Origin of the sequence: Streptococcus suis S735 (assembly GCF_000294495.1) — a bacterium.
In the GTDB taxonomy this organism is placed as follows: domain Bacteria; phylum Bacillota; class Bacilli; order Lactobacillales; family Streptococcaceae; genus Streptococcus; species Streptococcus suis.
Genome location: NC_018526.1, coordinates 640,471 through 660,942, shown reverse-complemented (window position 1 = coordinate 660,942; position 20,472 = coordinate 640,471). Strand labels below are relative to the sequence as shown.

The 20,472-nt window shown below is 40.7% G+C and carries 16 protein-coding genes and 2 pseudogenes; 3 read left to right on the top strand and 15 right to left on the bottom strand.

Features of this window, described 5'->3' with window-relative positions:
• Positions 1–56: 56 nt before the first annotated feature.
• The 4 genes and pseudogenes from YYK_RS03285 to YYK_RS03265 form a co-directional block, all read right to left on the bottom strand.
• Positions 57–3,155: a type III restriction-modification system endonuclease gene (locus YYK_RS03285; protein WP_014917230.1), complete on the bottom strand. Its 3,099-nt coding sequence runs from the start codon at positions 3,153–3,155 to the stop codon at positions 57–59.
• A 3-nt stretch (positions 3,156–3,158) separates the two neighbouring features.
• Positions 3,159–5,122, bottom strand: a pseudogene (locus YYK_RS03280) (site-specific DNA-methyltransferase).
• Between the two features lie 260 nt (positions 5,123–5,382).
• On the bottom strand, positions 5,383–5,448 hold the full coding sequence (locus tag YYK_RS10540; protein WP_371315362.1) for a putative holin-like toxin: 66 nt from the start codon (positions 5,446–5,448) through the stop codon (positions 5,383–5,385).
• Positions 5,449–6,115: 667 nt separating this feature from the next.
• Positions 6,116–6,727, bottom strand: a complete 612-nt coding sequence (locus tag YYK_RS03265) for a DUF3885 domain-containing protein (RefSeq protein WP_011922773.1) — start codon at positions 6,725–6,727, stop codon at positions 6,116–6,118.
• Positions 6,728–6,849: 122 nt separating this feature from the next.
• Here YYK_RS03265 and YYK_RS03260 point away from each other — a divergent pair, with 122 nt between their 5' ends.
• Positions 6,850–7,725, top strand: coding sequence for a CPBP family intramembrane glutamic endopeptidase (locus YYK_RS03260; protein ID WP_011922772.1), 876 nt, complete (start codon positions 6,850–6,852; stop codon positions 7,723–7,725).
• A 17-nt stretch (positions 7,726–7,742) separates the two neighbouring features.
• Here the strand turns inward: YYK_RS03260 and YYK_RS03255 are convergent, their stop codons facing one another.
• The 4 genes and pseudogenes from YYK_RS03255 to YYK_RS03240 all read right to left on the bottom strand — a co-directional run bounded on the left by YYK_RS03255 (position 7,743) and on the right by YYK_RS03240 (position 12,987).
• The gene (locus tag YYK_RS03255; protein ID WP_014636366.1) at positions 7,743–8,579 is read right to left on the bottom strand and encodes a DUF975 family protein; all 837 of its coding nucleotides are present in this window, start codon (positions 8,577–8,579) and stop codon (positions 7,743–7,745) included.
• A gap of 192 nt (positions 8,580–8,771) precedes the next feature.
• A pseudogene (locus tag YYK_RS03250) lies at positions 8,772–9,596 on the bottom strand (DUF975 family protein).
• Between the two features lie 181 nt (positions 9,597–9,777).
• Complete coding sequence (locus tag YYK_RS03245; RefSeq protein WP_011922209.1) at positions 9,778–11,166, bottom strand: amino acid permease; 1,389 nt, start codon at positions 11,164–11,166, stop codon at positions 9,778–9,780.
• A gap of 159 nt (positions 11,167–11,325) precedes the next feature.
• On the bottom strand, positions 11,326–12,987 hold the full coding sequence (locus YYK_RS03240) for a hypothetical protein (protein WP_011922207.1): 1,662 nt from the start codon (positions 12,985–12,987) through the stop codon (positions 11,326–11,328).
• Between the two features lie 155 nt (positions 12,988–13,142).
• Here YYK_RS03240 and YYK_RS03235 point away from each other — a divergent pair, with 155 nt between their 5' ends.
• Together YYK_RS03235 and YYK_RS03230 are read left to right on the top strand one after the other, a co-directional pair.
• The gene (locus YYK_RS03235) at positions 13,143–13,970 is read left to right on the top strand and encodes an exodeoxyribonuclease III (protein WP_012775042.1); all 828 of its coding nucleotides are present in this window, start codon (positions 13,143–13,145) and stop codon (positions 13,968–13,970) included.
• A 186-nt stretch (positions 13,971–14,156) separates the two neighbouring features.
• A complete protein-coding gene (locus YYK_RS03230; RefSeq protein WP_011922204.1) occupies positions 14,157–15,056 on the top strand; it encodes a cation transporter in 900 nt (299 codons plus the stop codon).
• A 16-nt stretch (positions 15,057–15,072) separates the two neighbouring features.
• On the opposite strand, the gene YYK_RS03225 is transcribed toward YYK_RS03230, so the two are convergent.
• The 7 genes from YYK_RS03225 to yabA all read right to left on the bottom strand — a co-directional run bounded on the left by YYK_RS03225 (position 15,073) and on the right by yabA (position 20,454).
• On the bottom strand, positions 15,073–15,426 hold the full coding sequence (locus tag YYK_RS03225) for an arsenate reductase family protein (RefSeq protein ID WP_002935368.1): 354 nt from the start codon (positions 15,424–15,426) through the stop codon (positions 15,073–15,075).
• On the bottom strand, positions 15,410–15,916 hold the full coding sequence (locus tag YYK_RS03220) for a methylated-DNA--[protein]-cysteine S-methyltransferase (protein ID WP_011922203.1): 507 nt from the start codon (positions 15,914–15,916) through the stop codon (positions 15,410–15,412). Before YYK_RS03220 ends, YYK_RS03225 begins: the two co-directional genes overlap by 17 nt.
• A 2-nt stretch (positions 15,917–15,918) precedes the next feature.
• Complete coding sequence (locus YYK_RS03215) at positions 15,919–17,100, bottom strand: phosphoglycerate dehydrogenase (RefSeq protein WP_011922202.1); 1,182 nt, start codon at positions 17,098–17,100, stop codon at positions 15,919–15,921.
• Between the two features lie 53 nt (positions 17,101–17,153).
• A complete protein-coding gene (locus tag YYK_RS03210; RefSeq protein ID WP_011922201.1) occupies positions 17,154–17,711 on the bottom strand; it encodes a GNAT family N-acetyltransferase in 558 nt (185 codons plus the stop codon).
• A complete protein-coding gene (gene serC / locus YYK_RS03205; RefSeq protein ID WP_011922200.1) occupies positions 17,711–18,802 on the bottom strand; it encodes a 3-phosphoserine/phosphohydroxythreonine transaminase in 1,092 nt (363 codons plus the stop codon). Before serC ends, YYK_RS03210 begins: the two co-directional genes overlap by 1 nt.
• Before the next feature lie 469 nt (positions 18,803–19,271).
• On the bottom strand, positions 19,272–20,135 hold the full coding sequence (gene rsmI, locus YYK_RS03200; protein ID WP_002935362.1) for a 16S rRNA (cytidine(1402)-2'-O)-methyltransferase: 864 nt from the start codon (positions 20,133–20,135) through the stop codon (positions 19,272–19,274).
• A 1-nt stretch (position 20,136) separates the two neighbouring features.
• On the bottom strand, positions 20,137–20,454 hold the full coding sequence (gene yabA / locus YYK_RS03195; RefSeq protein ID WP_002935361.1) for a DNA replication initiation control protein YabA: 318 nt from the start codon (positions 20,452–20,454) through the stop codon (positions 20,137–20,139).
• Positions 20,455–20,472 lie beyond the last annotated feature (18 nt).

The following is a 20,472-nucleotide window of genomic DNA, read 5'->3' as shown; positions in this document are numbered from 1 at the left end:
ACAGAAACGCACCCATAAATATTCTCCTTCAGTGGCGAGAAGGATTGCTCAGCAACCTATCCTCTCACGATTTCTAATAATTTTTCATAGGAATCAACCACATCATAAATCCGATCATCCGCAATCAATCCTTTTTCTTTTAGGGCTTTGAAGTGGGCCTTTGCACACTCAATCTTTGCCAACTCCGCCCCTTTCAGTTGCAAACTAGACATGGAACCTTTGGTTTCAGCTACGAAGTAAACATGCTTGACCGAACCATCTCGGAAGGCAATGGCCCAGTCTGGATTGTAATCACCCAGCGGTGTGGAAATCTTAAACTTGCTAGGCAATTTGGCATAGACCATGACATCGTCGAATCGCTCCAAGTCCTCTTTGAACTTCCTCTCCGTTCCAGAATCAACCTTCACATAATTATAAACACCCTTCTCAGACTTGAGCATATTTGCATCTGACACCTTACCACTCAAAGGATTGTCCGTAAAAATAGAACTATCAAAAGTTTCCTCTAGGATATTGTAGCGGATATGCTCAATCACCTGACTCGCCTTTTGCTCATTGATGAGCCTACTAACTTGTTGGATAAATGCCTCAGGGTTATAGGAAAACATATCAAACTTGCTTGGCGAAATCTGCTTCAAAATATTGGCGACTGTTTTCCGTTTCAACTCCGTGCGACTGGCAATTTCACCCAGCAAATCATAGCGGAGTTGAATAGAAGACTTATCCAGCACAGACTGACGCTTGCCGTTCTTATTTACCTTGAAATCCAAACCGTGTTTCGCCTGCATTTCCCTTGCTTCAGCCTCTGTAATCATGTAACTAGGCTTTTTAACAAACAAGGACTCATTCAAGGCCTTAACAGACTTTTCAATCAACTCCTCATCATCAAATTCGACATAGTAGGTGGACTTGTGATGAATTCTTTCCCACAAACGTTTAAACTCTTGACGATTGTAGTTATCAGGGTTGATTTCTCTTGCAAAAACCACTTCCGAATCATTTTCACGTTCAATCTGGTAGCGATTGGCATCGTAAATCGTTTCTAGAATATCTTTTACAGCCACTTCATAGCCTGCCAGATTTTCAGATAGAGTAAACTGACTTGTTTCTTTTTGTTCAAAATAAGTAGCGGTCAGATTCCCCTTGCTGTCAATATAATCTTGCTTAATCAACTGGCGTTCAATCTCTTTAGCCACTTCCTTGGTGACAGTCAGTTTTTGACCAGCTTCATTTTCCAAGACCTTGTTGACAAAAAAATCCACTTCCACCTTGCTTGGTCGATCAGCCAAGATTTCCCTGAGTTCTCTTTGCAAGTTCTTAGCAAAATCTTCATAGCTTTCATTGGCGATGACGGTCAACTTGTTAATATTATGAACATCAGCTCCTAAAAGCTCCTCATCCTGACGAACACCTTTTTGGTCGACGGCTAGACGCATCCCACGACCAATCTTTTGTCGTTTTTCTGTTTCTGTACCTGTATTTTTCAAGGTACAAATCTGGAAGACATTAGGATTGTCCCAGCCTTCTTTGAGGGCTGAGTGAGAAAAGATAAAGCGAATAGGTTCCTCAAAAGACAGCAGACGTTCCTTGTCCTTCATTATCAAATCATAGGCATCCTTGTCGTTAGACTGGTTATTTTTCTTTTCCGTAGCAGACTTGTAGTCCACAAACTTGACCTTATCCGATTTTTTTATCTTATCGACAGAGAAATAACCTGCATGAACAGGATTGCCTTCTTGGTGCTTGTTGAGATAATGCCAAAAGTTACTTCCATGAAGGTTGAGATCAGCCAATAAAGCCTTGACCTGGGCTTCATACTCTTCTTCAAACATCTGGGCATAGGTGCTATTGTAGGCATCATTTTGCTCATCATAGCACTTATACTTGGCAACTTCATCGATGAAGAAAAGGGATAGCACCTTGATACCTCGTTTGTAAAGGCGTTCTTCTTTTTGCAGGTGACTGGCAATGGTTTCCCGAATCTGGATACGACGGATGTCATCTTCGTTGGTTTCCCCAATCACTTCGCCCACATAGAGTTTGCGATTGGCACCGATTTGAATGGAATTTTCACCTTCACGCGCATCAAAATGGCTCAAGGTCCAACCGCCTTGATAGGCTGGTAGGTTGCCTGACTCTTCAAAAAGAGCAAAAGGCTCTTCAACCAATTTGGTCACCCATTTGACATCGCCTGACTTGGTCCGCACTTCAAACTCAATCCGAGCCTTAGGAGAACCTGATTTTTGCGGAACCAGTTCTTGCAGATAAAGGTAGCCTTGTGTTCCTGTGGTTGCAGTCTGCTCCACGGTCTTAACGGCAATCTTCTTGACCAACTTTTTATTGTAGGCGTCCAGGGCATCCAGACGATAAATCATATCGTGCTTGTCCTTATGAGTGGCTGAATAGCGGAGAGTAAATAGGGGCTTGAAGTCCTCCAAGCGTTCTTTAGTCTTTTTCCCCTCAACCGACTGAGGCTCATCGATAATCAAAATAGGATTGGTCGCCGCAATGACATCAATCGGCTTTCTCCAGCGGAAACTTTCCTGCTCGGTGTGAATACGACGGGCATCTGCTCCAGTGGCATTAAAGGCTTGTGAGTTGATAATCATAACCTGAATGTCCGAGGAGTTGGCAAACTTGTCCAGCTCGCCCAAACGGCTAGAATCATAGACAAAATAGCGTGGCTTCTTGCCATACTCCATCTGGAAATGGTCCGCCATGATTTCAAAGGACTTGAGCACTCCCTCACGAATAGCAATGCTCGGCACCACGATGATAAACTTGAGCCAACCATACTGCTTATTGAGCTCCATCAAGGTACGGATATAGGTGTAGGTCTTCCCTGTCCCCGTCTCCATCTCAATAGTCAAATTGTAAGACGGACGACCATCCACTTTTTGAATAGACAAGTTTTCAGATGGTTTAAGGCCATAGCTGAGCTGCTTAGCTCGAACCTGCTGGCTGACAGTTTCCTGCGAAAGCTGAATGGGAGCATTGCGGAAACCGATAAAATTCATGTCCAGTTCCGCACCCATTCCCTGACCTTTATCCATGTGGTAATCAAAACCGCTATGTTTGCCCTGACCAACAAAAACATCCACAACAGAGGCCACCGCATCTAACTGAAATTGCTGCTGCTTAAATTGAAGTTTCATCTCCTACACCACCTTCACTTTGGTATTTGGTGCTTCTTCTTTGAAGATTTGGCCCAGGTTGATTTTGGCTGCGGAGTTGGCAAAGGATTCGTCCTTAAAAACAGCACGAAGGGGCTCTGCTTTGGCGATTTGACAGAGGACGCTTTCTGAAATCTCATCCGCAAAGCAGGCAATCAAGGCACCATCTGCTACATTATAAATGGCTGTACCGTCAATCTGGGTTTTCGTAATCGGAAGAGATAATTCCATGCCCCATGTCAGCATAATCTGGAAGAGCAGGTCAAGGTCTGTCCGACCGTCTTTGATGTTGGAAACACTGTCAAATAGGCTTTCTTGGCTAAAGCTGTTTGGTGTTTGGCTAACATCCTTGAAGTTTGAAGTGTCTAGCTTATAAGCCCTGAAGCCAAAATCTTGCTTGCCGACTGTTTCTGGGTGTTCTTCTTGAATCTTTTTAGCAGCCCGACGGATCCGCTCACGAGAAATCTGGTCAATGGTTTCATAGCCAGCCTCCTTGGCAGCGGACTTGTCTGCCACCTGCTCGTCCAGCGTACAGAGTATGTACTTACGATTACCGCCATCTTCTGCATTCAACTGCATAACAGCATCAGCAGTGGTTGCAGAACCAGCGAAGAAGTCGAGGATCAGGCCGTCTTTTTCTGAATACAATTGAACAATTTGCTTCATCAACGGAACTGGTTTTGGATAGGTGAAATATGCCTTACCATCAAATAATTTTTTCAAGTCTTGGCTAGCAGACTGAGAATGACCGACATCAGCGTACTTCCAAATCGTCATTGGAGTTACTGTATTTTTTACTTCTGATAAAAATCTTTTTATCCTAGGCACATTATCTCCATTAGCCCCGAACCAAATACGATTATCAGCAATAAATTCTTCAAATCTTTCTTTACTCAGCAACCAACTTCTCCCGCTTGGAGGAAAAATAGATCTTCCGCTTGGAGAAATTATCTCATAAATATTTGAAGGAACTGCTGGTCCTACTGATAAATCACCACTTGTCCAAGGTCCTCTAACATCATTATCAGGATTTTGGTATCTACTATTTGAGTCTTCGCTTCTAGGTATTCCATGATTGACAGCAAATTCTACATTTTTTGCATATACTAAAATATAATCATGACTTTCTGAAAAATGTTTTTTCAAGTTTACAGGTGCAAATGCTCTCTCCCAGATGACATCAGCAACAAAATTCTCCTCCCCAAATATCTCATCACAGATAGCTTTGAGGTTGGCTTGTTCGTTATCGTCAATGGAGATTAAAGATAACTCCACTATCTTTGAGGAGGTTGCGGGCAAGGACTAGGCGAGAGTACATCATATTGAGCCAGTCGGAATGATAGCGGGCGGAGGATTTTTCATTCTTGGTCAAGCCCACCCGTTGCAAACCGTCCTCATCACGCAGATCCATTTCATCTGCCAGTTCTTCCTCGCTCATCTGGAATTTATCCGAATAGACAAAGTCCTTTCCTGTATTGTAAGGTGGGTCAATGTAAATCATATCAATCTTGCCCAGATAAGACTCCTGCAAGACCTTGAGGACTTCCAGGTTGTCCCCTGTTATAAAGACATTTTCAGACTTGTCAAAGTCAACACTTTCCTCAAGATCTGGGCGAAGGGTCTTGGTGGTCGGTTTACCTGCCATTTTCATCACTACTTTCTGTTAGAACCTCAGGAAAAAGCTGACCAATTTTTGCAATGTTGTCTGATAAAACATCTTTTGACCTTAGGTCTAGCTTTTCAACTTGAGTGTAGTCTCCAAGCTTCTGCTCTGCTCTGCTCTGCTCTGCTCTGCTCTGCTCTGCTCTGCTCTGCTCTGCTCTGCTCTGCTCTGCTCTGCTCTGCTCTGCTCTGCTCTGCTCTGCTCTGCTCTGCTCTGCTCTGCTCTGCTCTGCTCTGCTCTGCTCTGCTCTGCTCTGCTCTGCTCTGCTCTGCTCTGCTCTGCTCATGGTATTCTCCTTTTCTTAGGCTGTCAAGCCGTTTTTGATGATGTAGATAAAAAATTGTCAAACGATTTTGGTTTGTGGTATAATAGTTTTGGAAAAGGGATTGAGCGCCAACTCAATCCCAGTATCGTTTTCTTCCGTTTTCGAGAAACGACCTCAAACAGTCTCCCAGACTGTTTGAACATTTTAAAGACGGGACAAATGAAGATTACAGTCAACCTGCTAGTTCACTCGGTCAAAGTTTCGTAGCGGTTGGCTGTCTTTTATTTTTTACGATTGTTAAAAATAAATGTCAGTAGCACGATTAGCAACGTGCTAAACTGAAACATCAGCCCGAAGGCTTCTGCGACAGACATTAGTTAGAGTAAAATCAATAGAGATGCTGATTGTCTCTGGCATCGACATGAGATTTTTGAAACAATATTTTTCAAAAATCGAATTAGTGCAACTTTTAGGGAGTGGGAAAGAACTCAACTTGTCAAAAAGAGTTCGTCAACAATTTTTCGTTTTAAGTTGTTGAGCTGAAACAGTCTATTCCCAGACTGTTTCACTCCCACCCCCCGCACAGCTCAAACTGTCTGGGAGACAGTTTGAGGTTGGAGATGAAGCGAACTCTGTTCGCATCAGTCGTAATGGTCAGATTTGGAGTGTGAAACACGAACTGCTGTGATTTGCTTTGCAAATCCTATCTCCAACCTTTAACAGTCCACTGGACTGTTAAACCCAAACAACCACTGCGCTGAGATGTTGACACGAACTCTGAGAAGTGGCTTTGGACTTTTTGCCCAGCCTCGTTTTTTGATGAGAAAGTTTTACTTTCCATCAAAAATGAAGTTGCCACCTCCCAAAATAGATTTCCGCCCCACTTTTGGAACTTTTCTACTGTTCTATTCTACCATATTTTCCACAGGTTTTACTGTGGATTTTTTTGAACCTGTATTCACTTGTGAAGTACTTTTATCTAAGAGATGGTATATCACCTTTAGTAATGGTTTCCTACCCCCTCACCCTTCTCTCCATCTCCTCCATATCATAGTCCAAAAGGAGGTCATGGCAGTCTGTAAAGAGCTCCAAACGTTTGTCATCAGCTAAAACAGCAATATCAACTCCCCGATTATCGTAGCAATGATAGATGATATTGTCCTGACTAGATAGGAAGAGAACGGAACTTGATAGATAGTTAAAACCTCCATGGTCGGCTTTGACAATCTCCCTCAACAAAGCGTTTAGGTCCTGGTCGGTAACTGGAAAGAGATAGCGCTCAAAGACTAGCACATCTCCCGTCCAATCCTCCACTTCTATCAACTCAGACTCAGGGACCTTGTTGAAGTTAAATTTCGATGAAAAATGCCAGAGGTAGGTGTCTATATCCCTATCTTCCTGTCGAAGGAGCGAAAGGAGCACATAGTCGTATTCTGAACTAGCCTGCTCAAAAAGTTCTACTGCACGTGCATAGGCTCTTTCAAGATAGATTGCTCTTGATAATTCTTCTGCTTCGTCTGCAGGCCCGATTTCAAATCTAAGAGCAAGAGGTGTGCCATAAAAGAATGGGCCCACTAGTCGATTATCTTTCAGTTGAAAGGACTTCAGCCATTGACTCAATTCCATATACTATTCTCCTTATATAGCTTTGTACTATTCTACCATATACTAGGAAATTAGGTCTAGTCTTCTTTTGAAAAATATGATAGAATAGTGAACTAGTAAAGTATCTAGTAAAAGGAGGTCCTATGAAAACCGAATTTATCAATGAGAAGGCTCAATCAGCTTTCAATCTCAACATCGTCACCTCTCCTATTGTAGCTATTATTTTGTTGCTAGTAGGAGATTCACTAGGAGCTGTTATTTTCACTCCAATAAGCTTTTTACTCCCATTTAGCGAGACCCTTTCTGTAAGTTTTGAACTGTTCGCTTTCGCTTTTATCAGCCTGATGGTCATTTTATGGGCACGGTATATTGAAAAAAGCCCGTGGGTAGGACTTGGTTTTACTAAAAAAGGTGCAGGAAAAGATTTTCTACTCGGGTGGGGAATCGGAGCTGCAATGCTGACCACTTGTACACTCATCATGTGGGGATTAGGCGCGATTGAATTTACAAGCATCCAGTTCTCTACAAAATTAGTCGGAGAATTTATTATCCTTATCCTTGCCTGGTCTATCCAAGGTACGACAGAAGAAATTCTAACAAGAGGATGGATGTTCTCATCACTTTCTGCTAGACATAATATTCCTATCGGTATCATTGTTTCTTCCCTCTTCTTCACATTTCTCCACCTCGGAAACAATGCTATTTCACTCATTCCAATTTTGGATTTAACTCTATTTGCCGTTCTTGCCTGCCTCATTATGCTCAAAACAGGCAACATTTGGGTGATTGGTGGCTTACACGCTGCGTGGAACTGTTTCCAAGGGAATGTTTTTGCTTTCTCAGTCAGCGGCACCGATGCTGGTCAGGCCTTTATTCAAATCGGTATCACTGGTCCTGAGTGGCTATCTGGTGGAAAGTTTGGCGTAGAGGGCTCCGTCATCAGCTTGCTTGTCCAAGGTATAATGATTTGCTGGTTGGTTTACGATCTCTATTTCAAGCCCAAAACAAGCTCCCTATAATCATAAAAGACTGTTAGCTACTCTACAGCTGACAGTCTTTGTTTTTTCAATTTTTCGTAGAAAATAGTCCTGGATAAATGATAGTAAGGAGTCACAAAAAAAGATAACAGATGAAGGGTCAATAATTCCCCAATAAACCAACCTAAAAAGGATAAATCTAACCAAATACGTTGCCAATAGTTCCCTTTCATCAAGAAACGACTTTCCCTAAATACAGCCAGGGGACCAGTATAACTAGCATTATCCAAATGGTCATACAAGACGAAAACAACCTGTGAGTAGGTATAGTAGACAAAAAGGTAAATAATCATTCCTAGCAGGAAAATCGGAGCCCCTATCTTCATTAATTGACTAGGCTGATGAACTGCCAGCTCTGCCATTGCCCCCGGAGATAAGACCATCAAACTACTCATTGTGAAGCCTTTAATAAATAAAGTAGCCCCTAGATTAGCTGGAAGTCCAGCTATAAAAAGAAGCAAATAATAATAAAGAAAAGTGGTACAGATAGGCTTCTTCCATTCTGTCTTTAAAAATGAAAAACTATCTTTTAAAGAAAACTCCTGTCTATCCCCTCTCAACAATTCCAATAAATGAAAACAGGACAGACCGATGAACAGCTGTAACAACAGAGCGAAGCCTAACTCACCTAAATAGGTCAACCTGATTGAAGATACCAATCGCCCCTCCACAAAAGCACTGTTTTGACGGAGCTCTAGAAATGTTAGTAGGCGAAAAATTGTTGCTGGTATAGCATAAACAATAGATAGCAAAATGGAGGGAAAAAATAGTAGTGTTGTACCTCTTGTCCGCTCGCGAGTCATCATCGCTCTTGATACTATATCACTCGTCATCATCACAATTCCCCTCCAATTTTCTCTCCTTATTTATAAAGTCACGTCGCAAATATTATATCTACATCGGACTACTTTACCATCCTACTATTAGTATAAAACTTTATCCATTAATTTTCCAGAACATCTCTTAAAAACAGGAAAATCCCTCCAAAATACGAAGGGATTCCTAATAATTTGTTATCTCCATACTCCCTAGGCTACTATGGAAGAGATAACTGATTTATATGTTGAAAACACCAATGGATTCTTGGCCTTCAAATCTTCATAAAATATAGTCTGACAAGTCCAATAGTATGGATATACGTAAAGTCCCAAAAACCCAAACGTCAAAAGAACTCCAATAAACCAGCCAACAAAAGATAAATCCAAGAGGAAACGGCGCCATTTATTCCCCTTCATCAACTGCCAGCTCTAACTGAAGAGTTTAAATGGTGAAGAATAGGTATTGTTTTCCAAATAATCATAGAGAAGAAAAGTGACCTGACTGAGCCCATATCCTACGAATAAACTACAAATAATCCCTACACATACCAGTATTAATCCTGTTTGAAAATAAGACGAACTGAAAAAAGCTGAAAAATCAGGCTGATAATCAATAGGAGCACCAAAGATGACAATAGTACTATAGAAAGCTAAACCTATCAATATCATTCCAAAAACAGCAGGGAAACTTGCTAAATACAAGACCAGCATTTTCAATAATGTCGTACTAAAAACTGGTAAAAAATTCTCCCCATCTAGTAAAGTGAAACACTCCGTAAAGCTAACCTTGGTTCTTTGCTTTCTCACCAGTCTTATTAGTTGAAAACAAGCTGTTACAATTAAACATTGTGCAATAAAATCAAATATGATTGACGGGCCAACAGAAATAAAATGATGAGTCCAAGTAACACCGTCTTTCACAATAGTTGTGCCCCAGGAGAAAGTACCAGTTTGCCCCCAGATTTGTTTCAAGCCAAATTCTGCCACTCCTGACAGAAAAGAAATCAAAACAGGTGCCAAAAACAAGGTTATCATCCTATCTGTTTGTTCACGAATAACCGTTGCTTTAGCTCGAATATCGCTATTAGACATTGCTTTTCTCCTTTGATATATTTGTATCATTTATATATATTATACTATTTTATTTTTAAGTTTTCCATTATTTCTATAAAAAAATTGTACAAAAAATCCCTTCAAATAAAAGAAGGGAAATCTATTATTTTGCTTCCGAATGACGATAGCCATAACAGAAGTAAATCAAAATTCCAATAACCAAGGATACTCCGAATGCTAACCAAGTATCTAAACTATACTGGAACATAAATGAAAGACAAATGATAATCGAGAGGATAGGTAACAAGGGAACAAGAGGTGTTTTAAATTGTCCATCTTTTGGCAAACCTTCGACTTGACGCAGACGAATAATACCCAACGCCAGCATGATCAAATAAGCTAAGGTACAGATATTGAGGAAGGAAGCAATACTTGCTAGTGGAAAAATACCTGCACAAATGGCTGCAAAAATCCCCACAAGAATGGTCGCATTCTTAGGAACCTTGCTTGTTTGTGTCAATCGGCTCAATGATTTCGGTAGCAAACCATCACGACTGATGGAATAGACCATTCTCGACAAGGCGTAGGTCATCGAAATACATACTGTAATCAATGTTAGTATTGCTACAATAGAAATATAACTCGCTGCCCAATCCAATCCAACTTCTCGAAGTGCAAAAGCTACCGCATCTGCCACATTCAACTTAGTATAGTGAACCATACCAGTCAATACTAATGTCACTACAATATAAAGAATTGTTACAATGGATAGAGACAACACGATTCCCTTTGGTACATTCTTCTCAGGTTTTTTCACCTCATCAATTGCTAATGAAATAGACTCAAATCCCAGGAAGGCAAAGAACATGAGAGACGCTCCTGCCATAATTCCTGCTTGTCCACCATAAATGGCACCAAAACCAAAAGGAGAGAAGTTCGACCAGTTTTCTGGTTTGATAAAGAATAACCCTACTAAAATAAATAAAGCCAACGCTGAAAATTTCAAAACTACCAAGGCTGAATTGAAACGAAGAGCTGCCTTAGAATTAAGCAAGACCACTCCTACCACAAAAATCAAGACGAGAACTGGTAAGAGGTCTACATAGGTACCTGCAGCGGGGTTAAAAGTTCCATTCAGAGCTGTCGGCATAGCGATACCAAAATTAGCCAGGAGTCCTTTCAAATAAGCTCCCCAACCAGATGCAACACTCGATACAGCAGTCAAGAATTCCATGATTGTCAGCCAGCCAGCAATCCAGGCAGGAAATTCACCAAAAACCGAGTAGAGATAACCATAGGCACCACCGTTAGTCGGTATACGCGAGGCAAATTCTGCGTAAAACAAGGCTGTTAGTCCGACTGAAATTGCTGCAATAACAATTGAGATGATCAGAGCTGGCCCTGCATACTGGGCTGCTGCCAAACCAGTTACCGTAAAGATACCTGTTCCAACCATCGAACCGATACCTAAAAATATCAAATCAACTAAGCCTAAATGCCGACGCATTTGACTATGGCGACCGACTGCTTGTTTTTTTCTAAATAAACTCACAAAATACTCCTTCAGAATAAGAATATGGATACTCGACAGAATAATCTACGGATTCCTGTCAAAGAACCACAACACTCCATTATACCATAAGTTGAAATATTTCGCATGGGTGACGACAAGCAAAAGAGCAAGGCTTTTCTACCTCACTCTTTCTTATGATTATTCTGGATTAACCTTAAAGTTTTTAAGATAATTTTTCTTATCTAACTGACCGCTAAAGTGATCTCCTACTTTGATAAATGGTAATCGATCTGTACTATCTTCCGTTGCTTTGACTTTGTAAATCTTGCCCTCAGACTCAATATAGTAGATTGTCGCACCGCCAATTATTTGACTCGCTAAAGCTTCTACTTTTCCACTGATAACCTCAGTCTGTTCACCAACTTCTCCATTTTCAGTCACCGTCAATCCTGAAAGGCTAGAAGCATCCGTTCCTGTGACTTGAGAAATTAAGAGCGCAATATCGTTGTTAACAGTAACCTGTTGATAATCTTCGGCATCAACAAGAGCGTATGATTTAACCAAGCCGGCATCATCTTTCAAGGATACTAAATAGTAGGCTGTATCTGCCAACTTAACTAGGCTTGGATTAGTGGCTTTATAGCCTTTTTCCTGCACTTCACCTTCTGCAGACTTCTGCGCTGCTGTTTCAGTCGCCGAAGCCAATTTGTAGTTGGTAATTTCACGAGTTCTCATATTGACAAGAATAAATCCAAGGTTGGATGAATCAGCAGTTGCTGAGGTGATACCTGTGTAGAGATAAATATCTGAGCCGATAGAAATATAATTATAGCTGTCTGTTGTATTTTTCACACCAGTTTGACTGAAAATGGTATTCCAGAAACCATTTTGATAAGTATAGTGGTCATCTACACGGCTGATAACATTGTTTGCCGAATAAACACGGTCTACCCACTCTGGAATATCTTCCAGACCATACTTCTTACTTTCGCCTGTTACTGCATCCAATACAATAGCACCAATCGGATCATTTGATGAAAGTCCAAATTTTGGCTCGTAAATCGTTGCAATATAATATGGATTTCCTTGGTCATCCACTTCGAAGGATGGTTTCCCAAAAATAGTTGTCGGGTATTGCAGGCGAAGATGACGTAAGGTATCATTCAGCAAAAATTCGGAATCTGAATAGTGCATGGCTTTGCTCAACTTGGCAAGTTCTGCCTTCCCTGTTGTCTGATTAACCTTCACGTAGTAACCAATCCCATCTTGATGGTTGCTCAGCCATTTCCAAAAATTCTTATATTCCAAAGGCGATACACGGAACGGTTGCTGACCGATAGTAATCTGGCGATAATCATCCGAAATGCCAAACTGGGAGACCTTGTCAATGGTACCTAGATAAGTATCACCGATTTTTTCGGCTGAGGCGCGATCTAGGAGGGCCAATTTGGATATGTCTGTTTCAGGAAAATCTGCTTTAAAATCCGCATCCTTGACGCTTATGACAGCAGCGTAATCCTTAGCACGAAATACACGTGAGTTGATAAGCCCCAACCCCAACAAACCCAGGACAACCAATACCCAAATTCGTCCCAACCATTTTAAGTAAGCTGGTAGTTGCGAGGTTTTAATCTGATAGGTATCTACTTGTCTCTGGCGACCGGAAATCTTGGTCACCTTTTGAAAAGCACCTTTGGAGCTGAACGTGGAAAGTATGAGCCAGACCAATCCGACAGATTGAAGGAAAAATATCCAGAAGTCCACACTCAAAATATTTAAAGCAGGCAACTGGTACCAGTAGTAGATTAGCATTTCCAAAACTAGGGCTAACCAGGCAAAAACAAATAATTTTCTTTTCATAATAACCTCCTTGACACAGATTTATTAGTTCTATTGTATCACAATTTTAATGTTATAATACAAGAATTATAAAATTTTTTTCAAGTTTCCATATTCGCCTGCAACTTTTATTTTTGGTATAATGTAAAACAGTAACAGACTAGAAAAGGAAAATTATGAAACTCATTTCTTGGAACATTGATTCTCTTAACGCTGCATTGACTGCAGAGTCTCCTCGCGCCCTATTATCACGCGCAGTCATCGATACACTTGTGACAGAAGACGCTGATATTATCGCCATTCAAGAGACAAAATTGTCAGATAAGGGACCGACTAAAAAGCATCTAGAAATTTTGGAAAGCTACTTCCCTGGATATGCCAATACCTGGCGTTCATCTGTAGAACCAGCTCGCAAAGGCTATGCTGGTACACTCTTCCTCTACAAAAACCATCTAACTCCAACCATAACCTTTCCTGAGATTGGTGCTCCAACAACCATGGATTCTGAAGGGCGTATCATCACGCTAGAATTTGATGACTTCTATGTCACACAAGTTTATACGCCAAATGCTGGTGATGGCTTGAAACGGCTTGCTGACCGTCAAATCTGGGATGTACAGTATGCTGACTACTTAGCAAAACTTGATAGCCACAAACCTGTTCTTGCAACAGGTGACTACAACGTTGCTCACAAGGAAATTGACCTTGCTAATCCCGCAAGTAACCGTCAATCTCCAGGATTTACAGATGAAGAACGTCAAGGTTTTACAAATCTTCTAGCTAAAGGTTTTACTGATACCTTCCGCCACTTGCACGGTGATGTTCTCAACGCCTATACTTGGTGGGCACAACGTAGCCGCACCAGTAAAATCAACAATACAGGCTGGAGAATTGATTACTGGCTTGTCAGCGACCGCATCGCCGACAAAGTAAGTAAGTCAGATATGATTGACTCCGGTGCTCGTCAGGACCATACACCAATTGTGATGGAGATTTCATTCTAACAGTGGAAATTAACCTGATTTCAATTATCAGATAACAGATATTAAAGGCTTAAAACCCGTAGATCTATTGCAAGGGTTTTGAGCCTTTATTTCTTATCACTCTACCTTGTTTTAATCCGCTCAATTTGAAAACGGTGTCATTTTGTGGTAAAATAAATATATAGATATATATTAAAAGGAGGGATTATGGACCACAAAATTATCGAACGCAAATCTCTAACTGTTTCCTCTGTTGTGAACGGTTTATCTGGACTAGCAGGTATTGCCGTTTATATCATGACTGACCTAAACGCCCTCCTCCTAGACGGAGTCTTTTCTCTAATAGCATTTATTTCGTCCTTAGTTGCAGTTTACATATCGAAAAATAGCCATCGGAAAACCGAGACTTTTCCTCAAGGACTATACTTTCTAGAACCTCTCTACGCTATCATGAAATCTCTCGCAACTCTACTACTCCTTGTATTTGCTGTACTTGAAACAAGCGCGACAGCCTTTGCTTACTTTGTTCATGGAATCGGTCATCAAATGACTACAGGTCCCGTTCTCCCTTATACCATAACCATGTTTTTTGTCTGTATGGGGCTTTACCTATACAACCGCCATATGAGTGCCAAAGTCAATCATCTGTCTACTATCATATTAGCAGAAGCAAAAGGCAACCTTGTAGACGGACTCATTTCAGGTGCAATTGGAATTGCAATTCTTCTGCTCTATCTTGTTCCTATCAACTCTTGGTTCGGCTTCCTGCATTATACTGGCGACTTCTTTTTGACACTAGCACTAGCAATCATTTCATTTAAGGAACCTTGGAACTTATTAGTGGCATCTTTCAAGGAACTCGCCAACGGAACGATCCATTTCCCTGAGATACATGATTCTATCTATCAGCTATTGGAGCCTTACTTAAAGGAAGATAGCAATGATGTCGAAATCCATATTTTCAAACAAGGCATGAAGATTCGCGTTAAAATCAATCTCCACAATGTCCATCACGAAATTATCCAAAAACTCTTAGAAGATAAGCCTCAGATGCTCTATCTTTTGAAAAAACATCATGAATATATTTCAATAGAATATGCACTATAATAAACAAAATCTCGGCTTATAAACCGAGATTTTCGTATTTTGTTCGATAGCCAATCTGTAAGATTTTACCATCCTGAATCAGTAGGGGACGCTTAATCAGCATACCATCATTAGCTAGAAGATTAAGTGCCTGCTCCAAGCTAAGACTATCAAACTTATCTTTCAAGCCTAATTCACGATAGCTATTCCCAGAAGTATTAAAATACTTTTTCAATTCTAGTCCCGTCGCCTCCATCCAAGCTTTTAGCTCTTCAGCACTAGGCGGTGTTGACTTAATGTCAATAGCTTCAAATTCCAATCCCAAACTCTTCAGCTCCGCCTTTGCTGCTCGGCAAGTCGAACATTTTGGATACTCATAAAATAAAATCATCTTTCACCTCAAATTCTGGATTCTCATGTCGCAAGAGCCAGATTTTCTTATCCAGTCCACCTGCATAACCTGTCAACTGTCCTTTCTGATTGAGAACTCGGTGACAAGGAACAATAATAGAATAAGGATTACGCCCAACTGCTCCTCCTACTGCCTGACCAGAACGAAGGCCCAGTTGCTGAGCCAGTTGTCCATAGGTAGTCGTCTGACCCATCGGAATAATCTTCAATAATTGCCAGACATGCTCTTGGAAATTTGTTCCCACAGCTTCTAATGGAAGGTTTGAAAAGTCCACCTGATCCCCTGAAAAATACTGGTCAAGCAATCGAGCTGTCTGGTCTAAAATGGGATGGGAGGCTAAAATAGCTTTCTCATTCAAGCCTCGTTCAAAATATTTTTGTCCCTCAAACCAGGCCCCTCTTAATCCCTTATCACTAGCAATTAATGACATGGGGCCAAGTGGACTGTGATAGACTTGTTTATACAGCATGATTAGTTTTTATTCTGAATGACACGCACTTTGACAATTGCATCCGTTGCTTCAAATTTAGCAACCAACTGCTCAATTTTCACTTTATCCGCTTCATCCAAATCAAGTAAAGTATAGGCATAGTCACCTTTAGACTTATTGATGATATTATCGATATTGATTCCCAACTCAGATACAGCCGTTGTGATCGTTGCCACCATATTAGGAATATTCTTATTAATCAAGGTAATACGATACGGTGCATCTAGGAATTGTTTCACATTTGGGAAGTTAACTGAGTTGATAATTTCACCCGTCTCCATAAAACGACGAATGGTCTGACCTGCAGCAATGGCACAGTTGAGCTCTGCTTCCTCTGTTGACCCACCAACGTGCGGGAAGACGATAATGTTGTCCTTGTTGAGCACTTCTTCTGTCCCAAAATCCGTGATATAGTTCTTGATAACTCCTGCCTCAATTGCTTCAAACAAATCAGCATTATTAACCAATTCACCGCGTGCAAAGTTTATCAAGGTTGTTCCTTTTCTCATTTGACAAAAGCTATCCGCATTGAAAAGTCCTCGTGTCTTATCTGTCAAAGGAACATGAACAGTAATGTAGTCCGCATTGGTAAAGATTTCTTTCAAGTCATCCACGCGTTTGACATGGCTTGAAATGGTCCATGCAGTTTCTACTGATACATAAGGGTCGTAACCGAGAACATTCATTCCCAAACGGCGGGCATCGTTGGCAATACGCGCACCGATAGCACCAAGTCCGATAACACCAAGAGTCTTACCTGAAATTTCTGTCCCAGCAAACTGCTTTTTACCTGCTTCAACCTGCTTAGGTACATCATCTCCTGACAATGTATTTGCCCATGCAGTCGCTCCGATATAGTCACGTGCTGACAAGAGGATGGAAGCAATGACTGCCTCTTTTACGGCATTGGCATTGGCACCTGGAGTGTTAAAGACAACAATACCTTTCTCTGTTGCCTCTTCGATTGGAATATTGTTAGTCCCTGCACCAGCACGGGCAATAGCTTTTAGATTTTCAGGAAAATCAAATCCATGCAAATTTTCAGATCGAATAATAAAGGCATCTGGATTTGCTGCATGATCTCCGTCAATCTGGAATTTATTGCCTAATTCCTTAAGACCAATTTGATTGATATTGTTAAAAGTACGTACGCTAAATACCATTTATTTTTACCTAAAAAGGCGGAATAGCTGCCGCCTTTTCTTTCTTTATTTCATTAATTATTTCCGAGTAACCAACGGTCGTCTTCACTGATTTCCTGGTAAAGACTCCGCTCGCTCTTTTGCTTGATTTTTTGATAGGCTAGACGTTCTCCATCTATTGGGACTTTACCACAATAGACATAGCCCAATTTTTTTAGAATGTGCTGTATTGTCTTATTCTGCTCGTGGGTATCACAGCGGAAATCCGGTCCTTTTTGACCTTCAATTAAACCTTGCAAAAAAGTTTGTATGATTCCTTGACCACGAAATTCGTCAGCTGCTGCAATTCTATGAAATGTTGTATATACAGGATGATTGTGCTGCCATTTTCCTTCATATATGGCCTCATATTCTGCTTCTTGACCACGATGAACGGCGGCATAAGCTGCCACCTTACCGTCAACTAGACCAACGTAACCTCTGCCAGAAAGAATGTCATCAAAAATATTCTCTTTATTAGGATACTCTCCCTGCCATTGATTGATACCGGAGGTTGCTAGAAATGCACGAGCATCTTCAAGAATATTGACAATAGCCTCCATCTCATTTGGATGTGCTAATCTAATTTCCATTAAGCATTCTCCACTGCAAATTTTTTCATGAATTCAATCAATTCAACCACACCTTGACGTGGGAAAGCATTATAGAGCGACGCCCGCATCCCACCTACTGAACGGTGACCTTTGATGTTTTTAAAACCAGCTGCTGTTGCTTCTTTGACAAATTTAGCATCTAATTCTTCACTTGGTGAGACAAAAGGAATGTTCGCTACTGAACGCTCTTCTTTTTTACGAACAGGGTTTGTATAGAAATTAGACTGGTCGATATAGTCATAAAGCAACCCAGATTTTTCACGGTTGATTTTCTCCATCTCATCAACACCACCAATTTCTTTTACCCATTCAAAGACGAGTTTAGAAATATAGATAGAATAAGCTGGTGGCGTATTATAAAGAGAGTCATTTTCTGCTTGAATACGGTAGTCCAACATGCTTGAAAGCATTGGTTGATCATTGAGGAAGTCCTCACGAACAATCACCACCGTCACACCAGCAGGACCAATATTTTTCTGAGCACCAGCATAAATCATGGCAAAATCTTCAACATTATAGCGAGCCGCTAAGATGTTTGAAGACATATCAGCAATGACTGGCACACCATTGGTGTCAGGAATATCATAAACTGCTGTTCCTTCAATAGTGTTATTTGTTGTCAAATGCACGTAAGCAGCAGTTGGATCAATATCATTTTTATCGAAGGTTGGCAATTCTGCATAGGTAATATCTTCCGTTGATCCAAGCAAAATTGGTTCAAAGGCAATTGTTTTAGACAGCTTCACAGCCTCAGTATAGGCTTTTTTACCCCATGAGCCACCTACAAGATAGTAGGCTTTCTTGCCTTGAGCGAAGTTAAGGGGAATCATTGTGAATTCCAAAGAAGCTCCACCTTGCAAGAAAATAACCTTGTAATTATCTGGAATGGCCATCAATTCACGAAGCGTTGCCTCAGCACCTTTAATAATATCATCGAAGTCCTTGGAGCGATGCGACATCTCCAAAACGCTCATTCCCGAACCATTGTAGTCCAAGAATTCAGCTTGGGCGCGTTCAAGTACTGGTTTTGGCAATACTGCAGGACCTGCAGAGAAGTTGTAGATTGTCATAAAATCCCTCCATTAAGTTAGTCTGTTCATTATATCACAAATATTCAGACAATTCCATGAAATATGATTATTTTGTAAAAATATTCGGATTTCTTATATTTATTCTACTTTCTAAAGCACCTCTTACTTTTAGCCATAAACGAGGCGCTTGCCTCACAGGGATTTATCAGGTTTCAATGAAAATTTTATGACCAGATTTGACTGTTTGGGGAGTGTCACCAATTGCTATCTGCATATTAATACTCAATGAAAATCAAAAGTAGCTTAGCTGGGATATAGTTGAAGGCTGGAAGTATAGAGAACTGTGTTCGCGTCATTAAGCCGAAGATAGAACTCTGTTACTTTCTCATTTCAAGGTAACAGGCTGAAAAGATCCACTGGAGCTTTTCACTCATCAAGGCTCTTGACAACGGATAATTTTGATTTCCGAAGAGTATAAGCTTGCATAAACATACAAAAAAACTAGGTCTTAACCTAGTCCATGATATATATCGTATACTTCTTGTTTTTTGAGTTGGTAGCGTTTGGCCACTTCTTTGATAGCCTGATTAGGTTTTATGCCACTTGCAATTTCCCTTTCTACCTCAGCCTTCAAGTCCACTTCATCAGCAGAAGGATAGACTTCTTCACCAGCACCCTCGACAATAATCAAGCATTCTCCCTTAAGTGGATTTTCTTCCAAATACTCTAGTAATTCGGAAATGCTCCCTCTCTGGTATTCTTCGTATAACTTGGTCAATTCTCGAACAACCGTTACCTGACGATCACCATAAACTGTCAACATATTTTCTAAGGTATCTGCCACACGATATGGAGATTCATAGAAAATTTGCGTCTCAGGATAGGTCTTTTTTTCTTGAAAAAATTCTTTTTGCTGCCCCGATTTTCTCGGTAAAAATCCATAAAAAATATGTGGCTGGGGTGCCAAACCAGATGCAATCAAGGCTGTAATTCCCGCCGATGCTCCTGGAAGTGCTACAACAGGAATATCCTCCGCAATCGCTGCCCCTACCAGGTCATGACCAGGATCCGAAATGGAAGGCAGGCCTGCATCAGAAACTTGCGCAATGGACTGACCAGATTTGAGCCAATCAATCAAAACTGGAATTTTTTCATGGGCATTGTGTTCATGAAAGGATATTTGCTTGGTTTCTACTTCAAAATGTTTGAGTAGGAGGCCTGTATTTCTCGTATCTTCCGCTGCAATTATATCCACTTCTTTCAAAATCTGAACAGCTCGAAATGTCATATCCTGTAAGTTTCCAATAGGCGTTGGCACCAGATATAAAGTCCCAAAACTCGTCTGTCCCTTAAATGATTTTTGTACTTTCATCCTAATCTCGATTCAATAATTCTACACAGAACATACAAGGTTCATCATTATCCCTACGTTGACCATAAGAGAAGGTACAAATATGGAAACCATCTTCGTAAATATTCTCCAAATTCTCCTTACCAAAGTTGGAAGATTTATGGCCTGTCTTATCTTCTTTTTCCAAACGTTCGCGCAACTTGGAATTTTCCAAGCGGAGGGTCGTATTTTCATCAATAACTCCCTGTAAATGCTTTTTGATAGCATCCACTTCTGCCAACGTGGTTAGAAGATTCTGCGAAAAATCATCTAGGGCATCAAAAATTTCTTTTTTATCCATTATCTCCCTTTCTTTTAT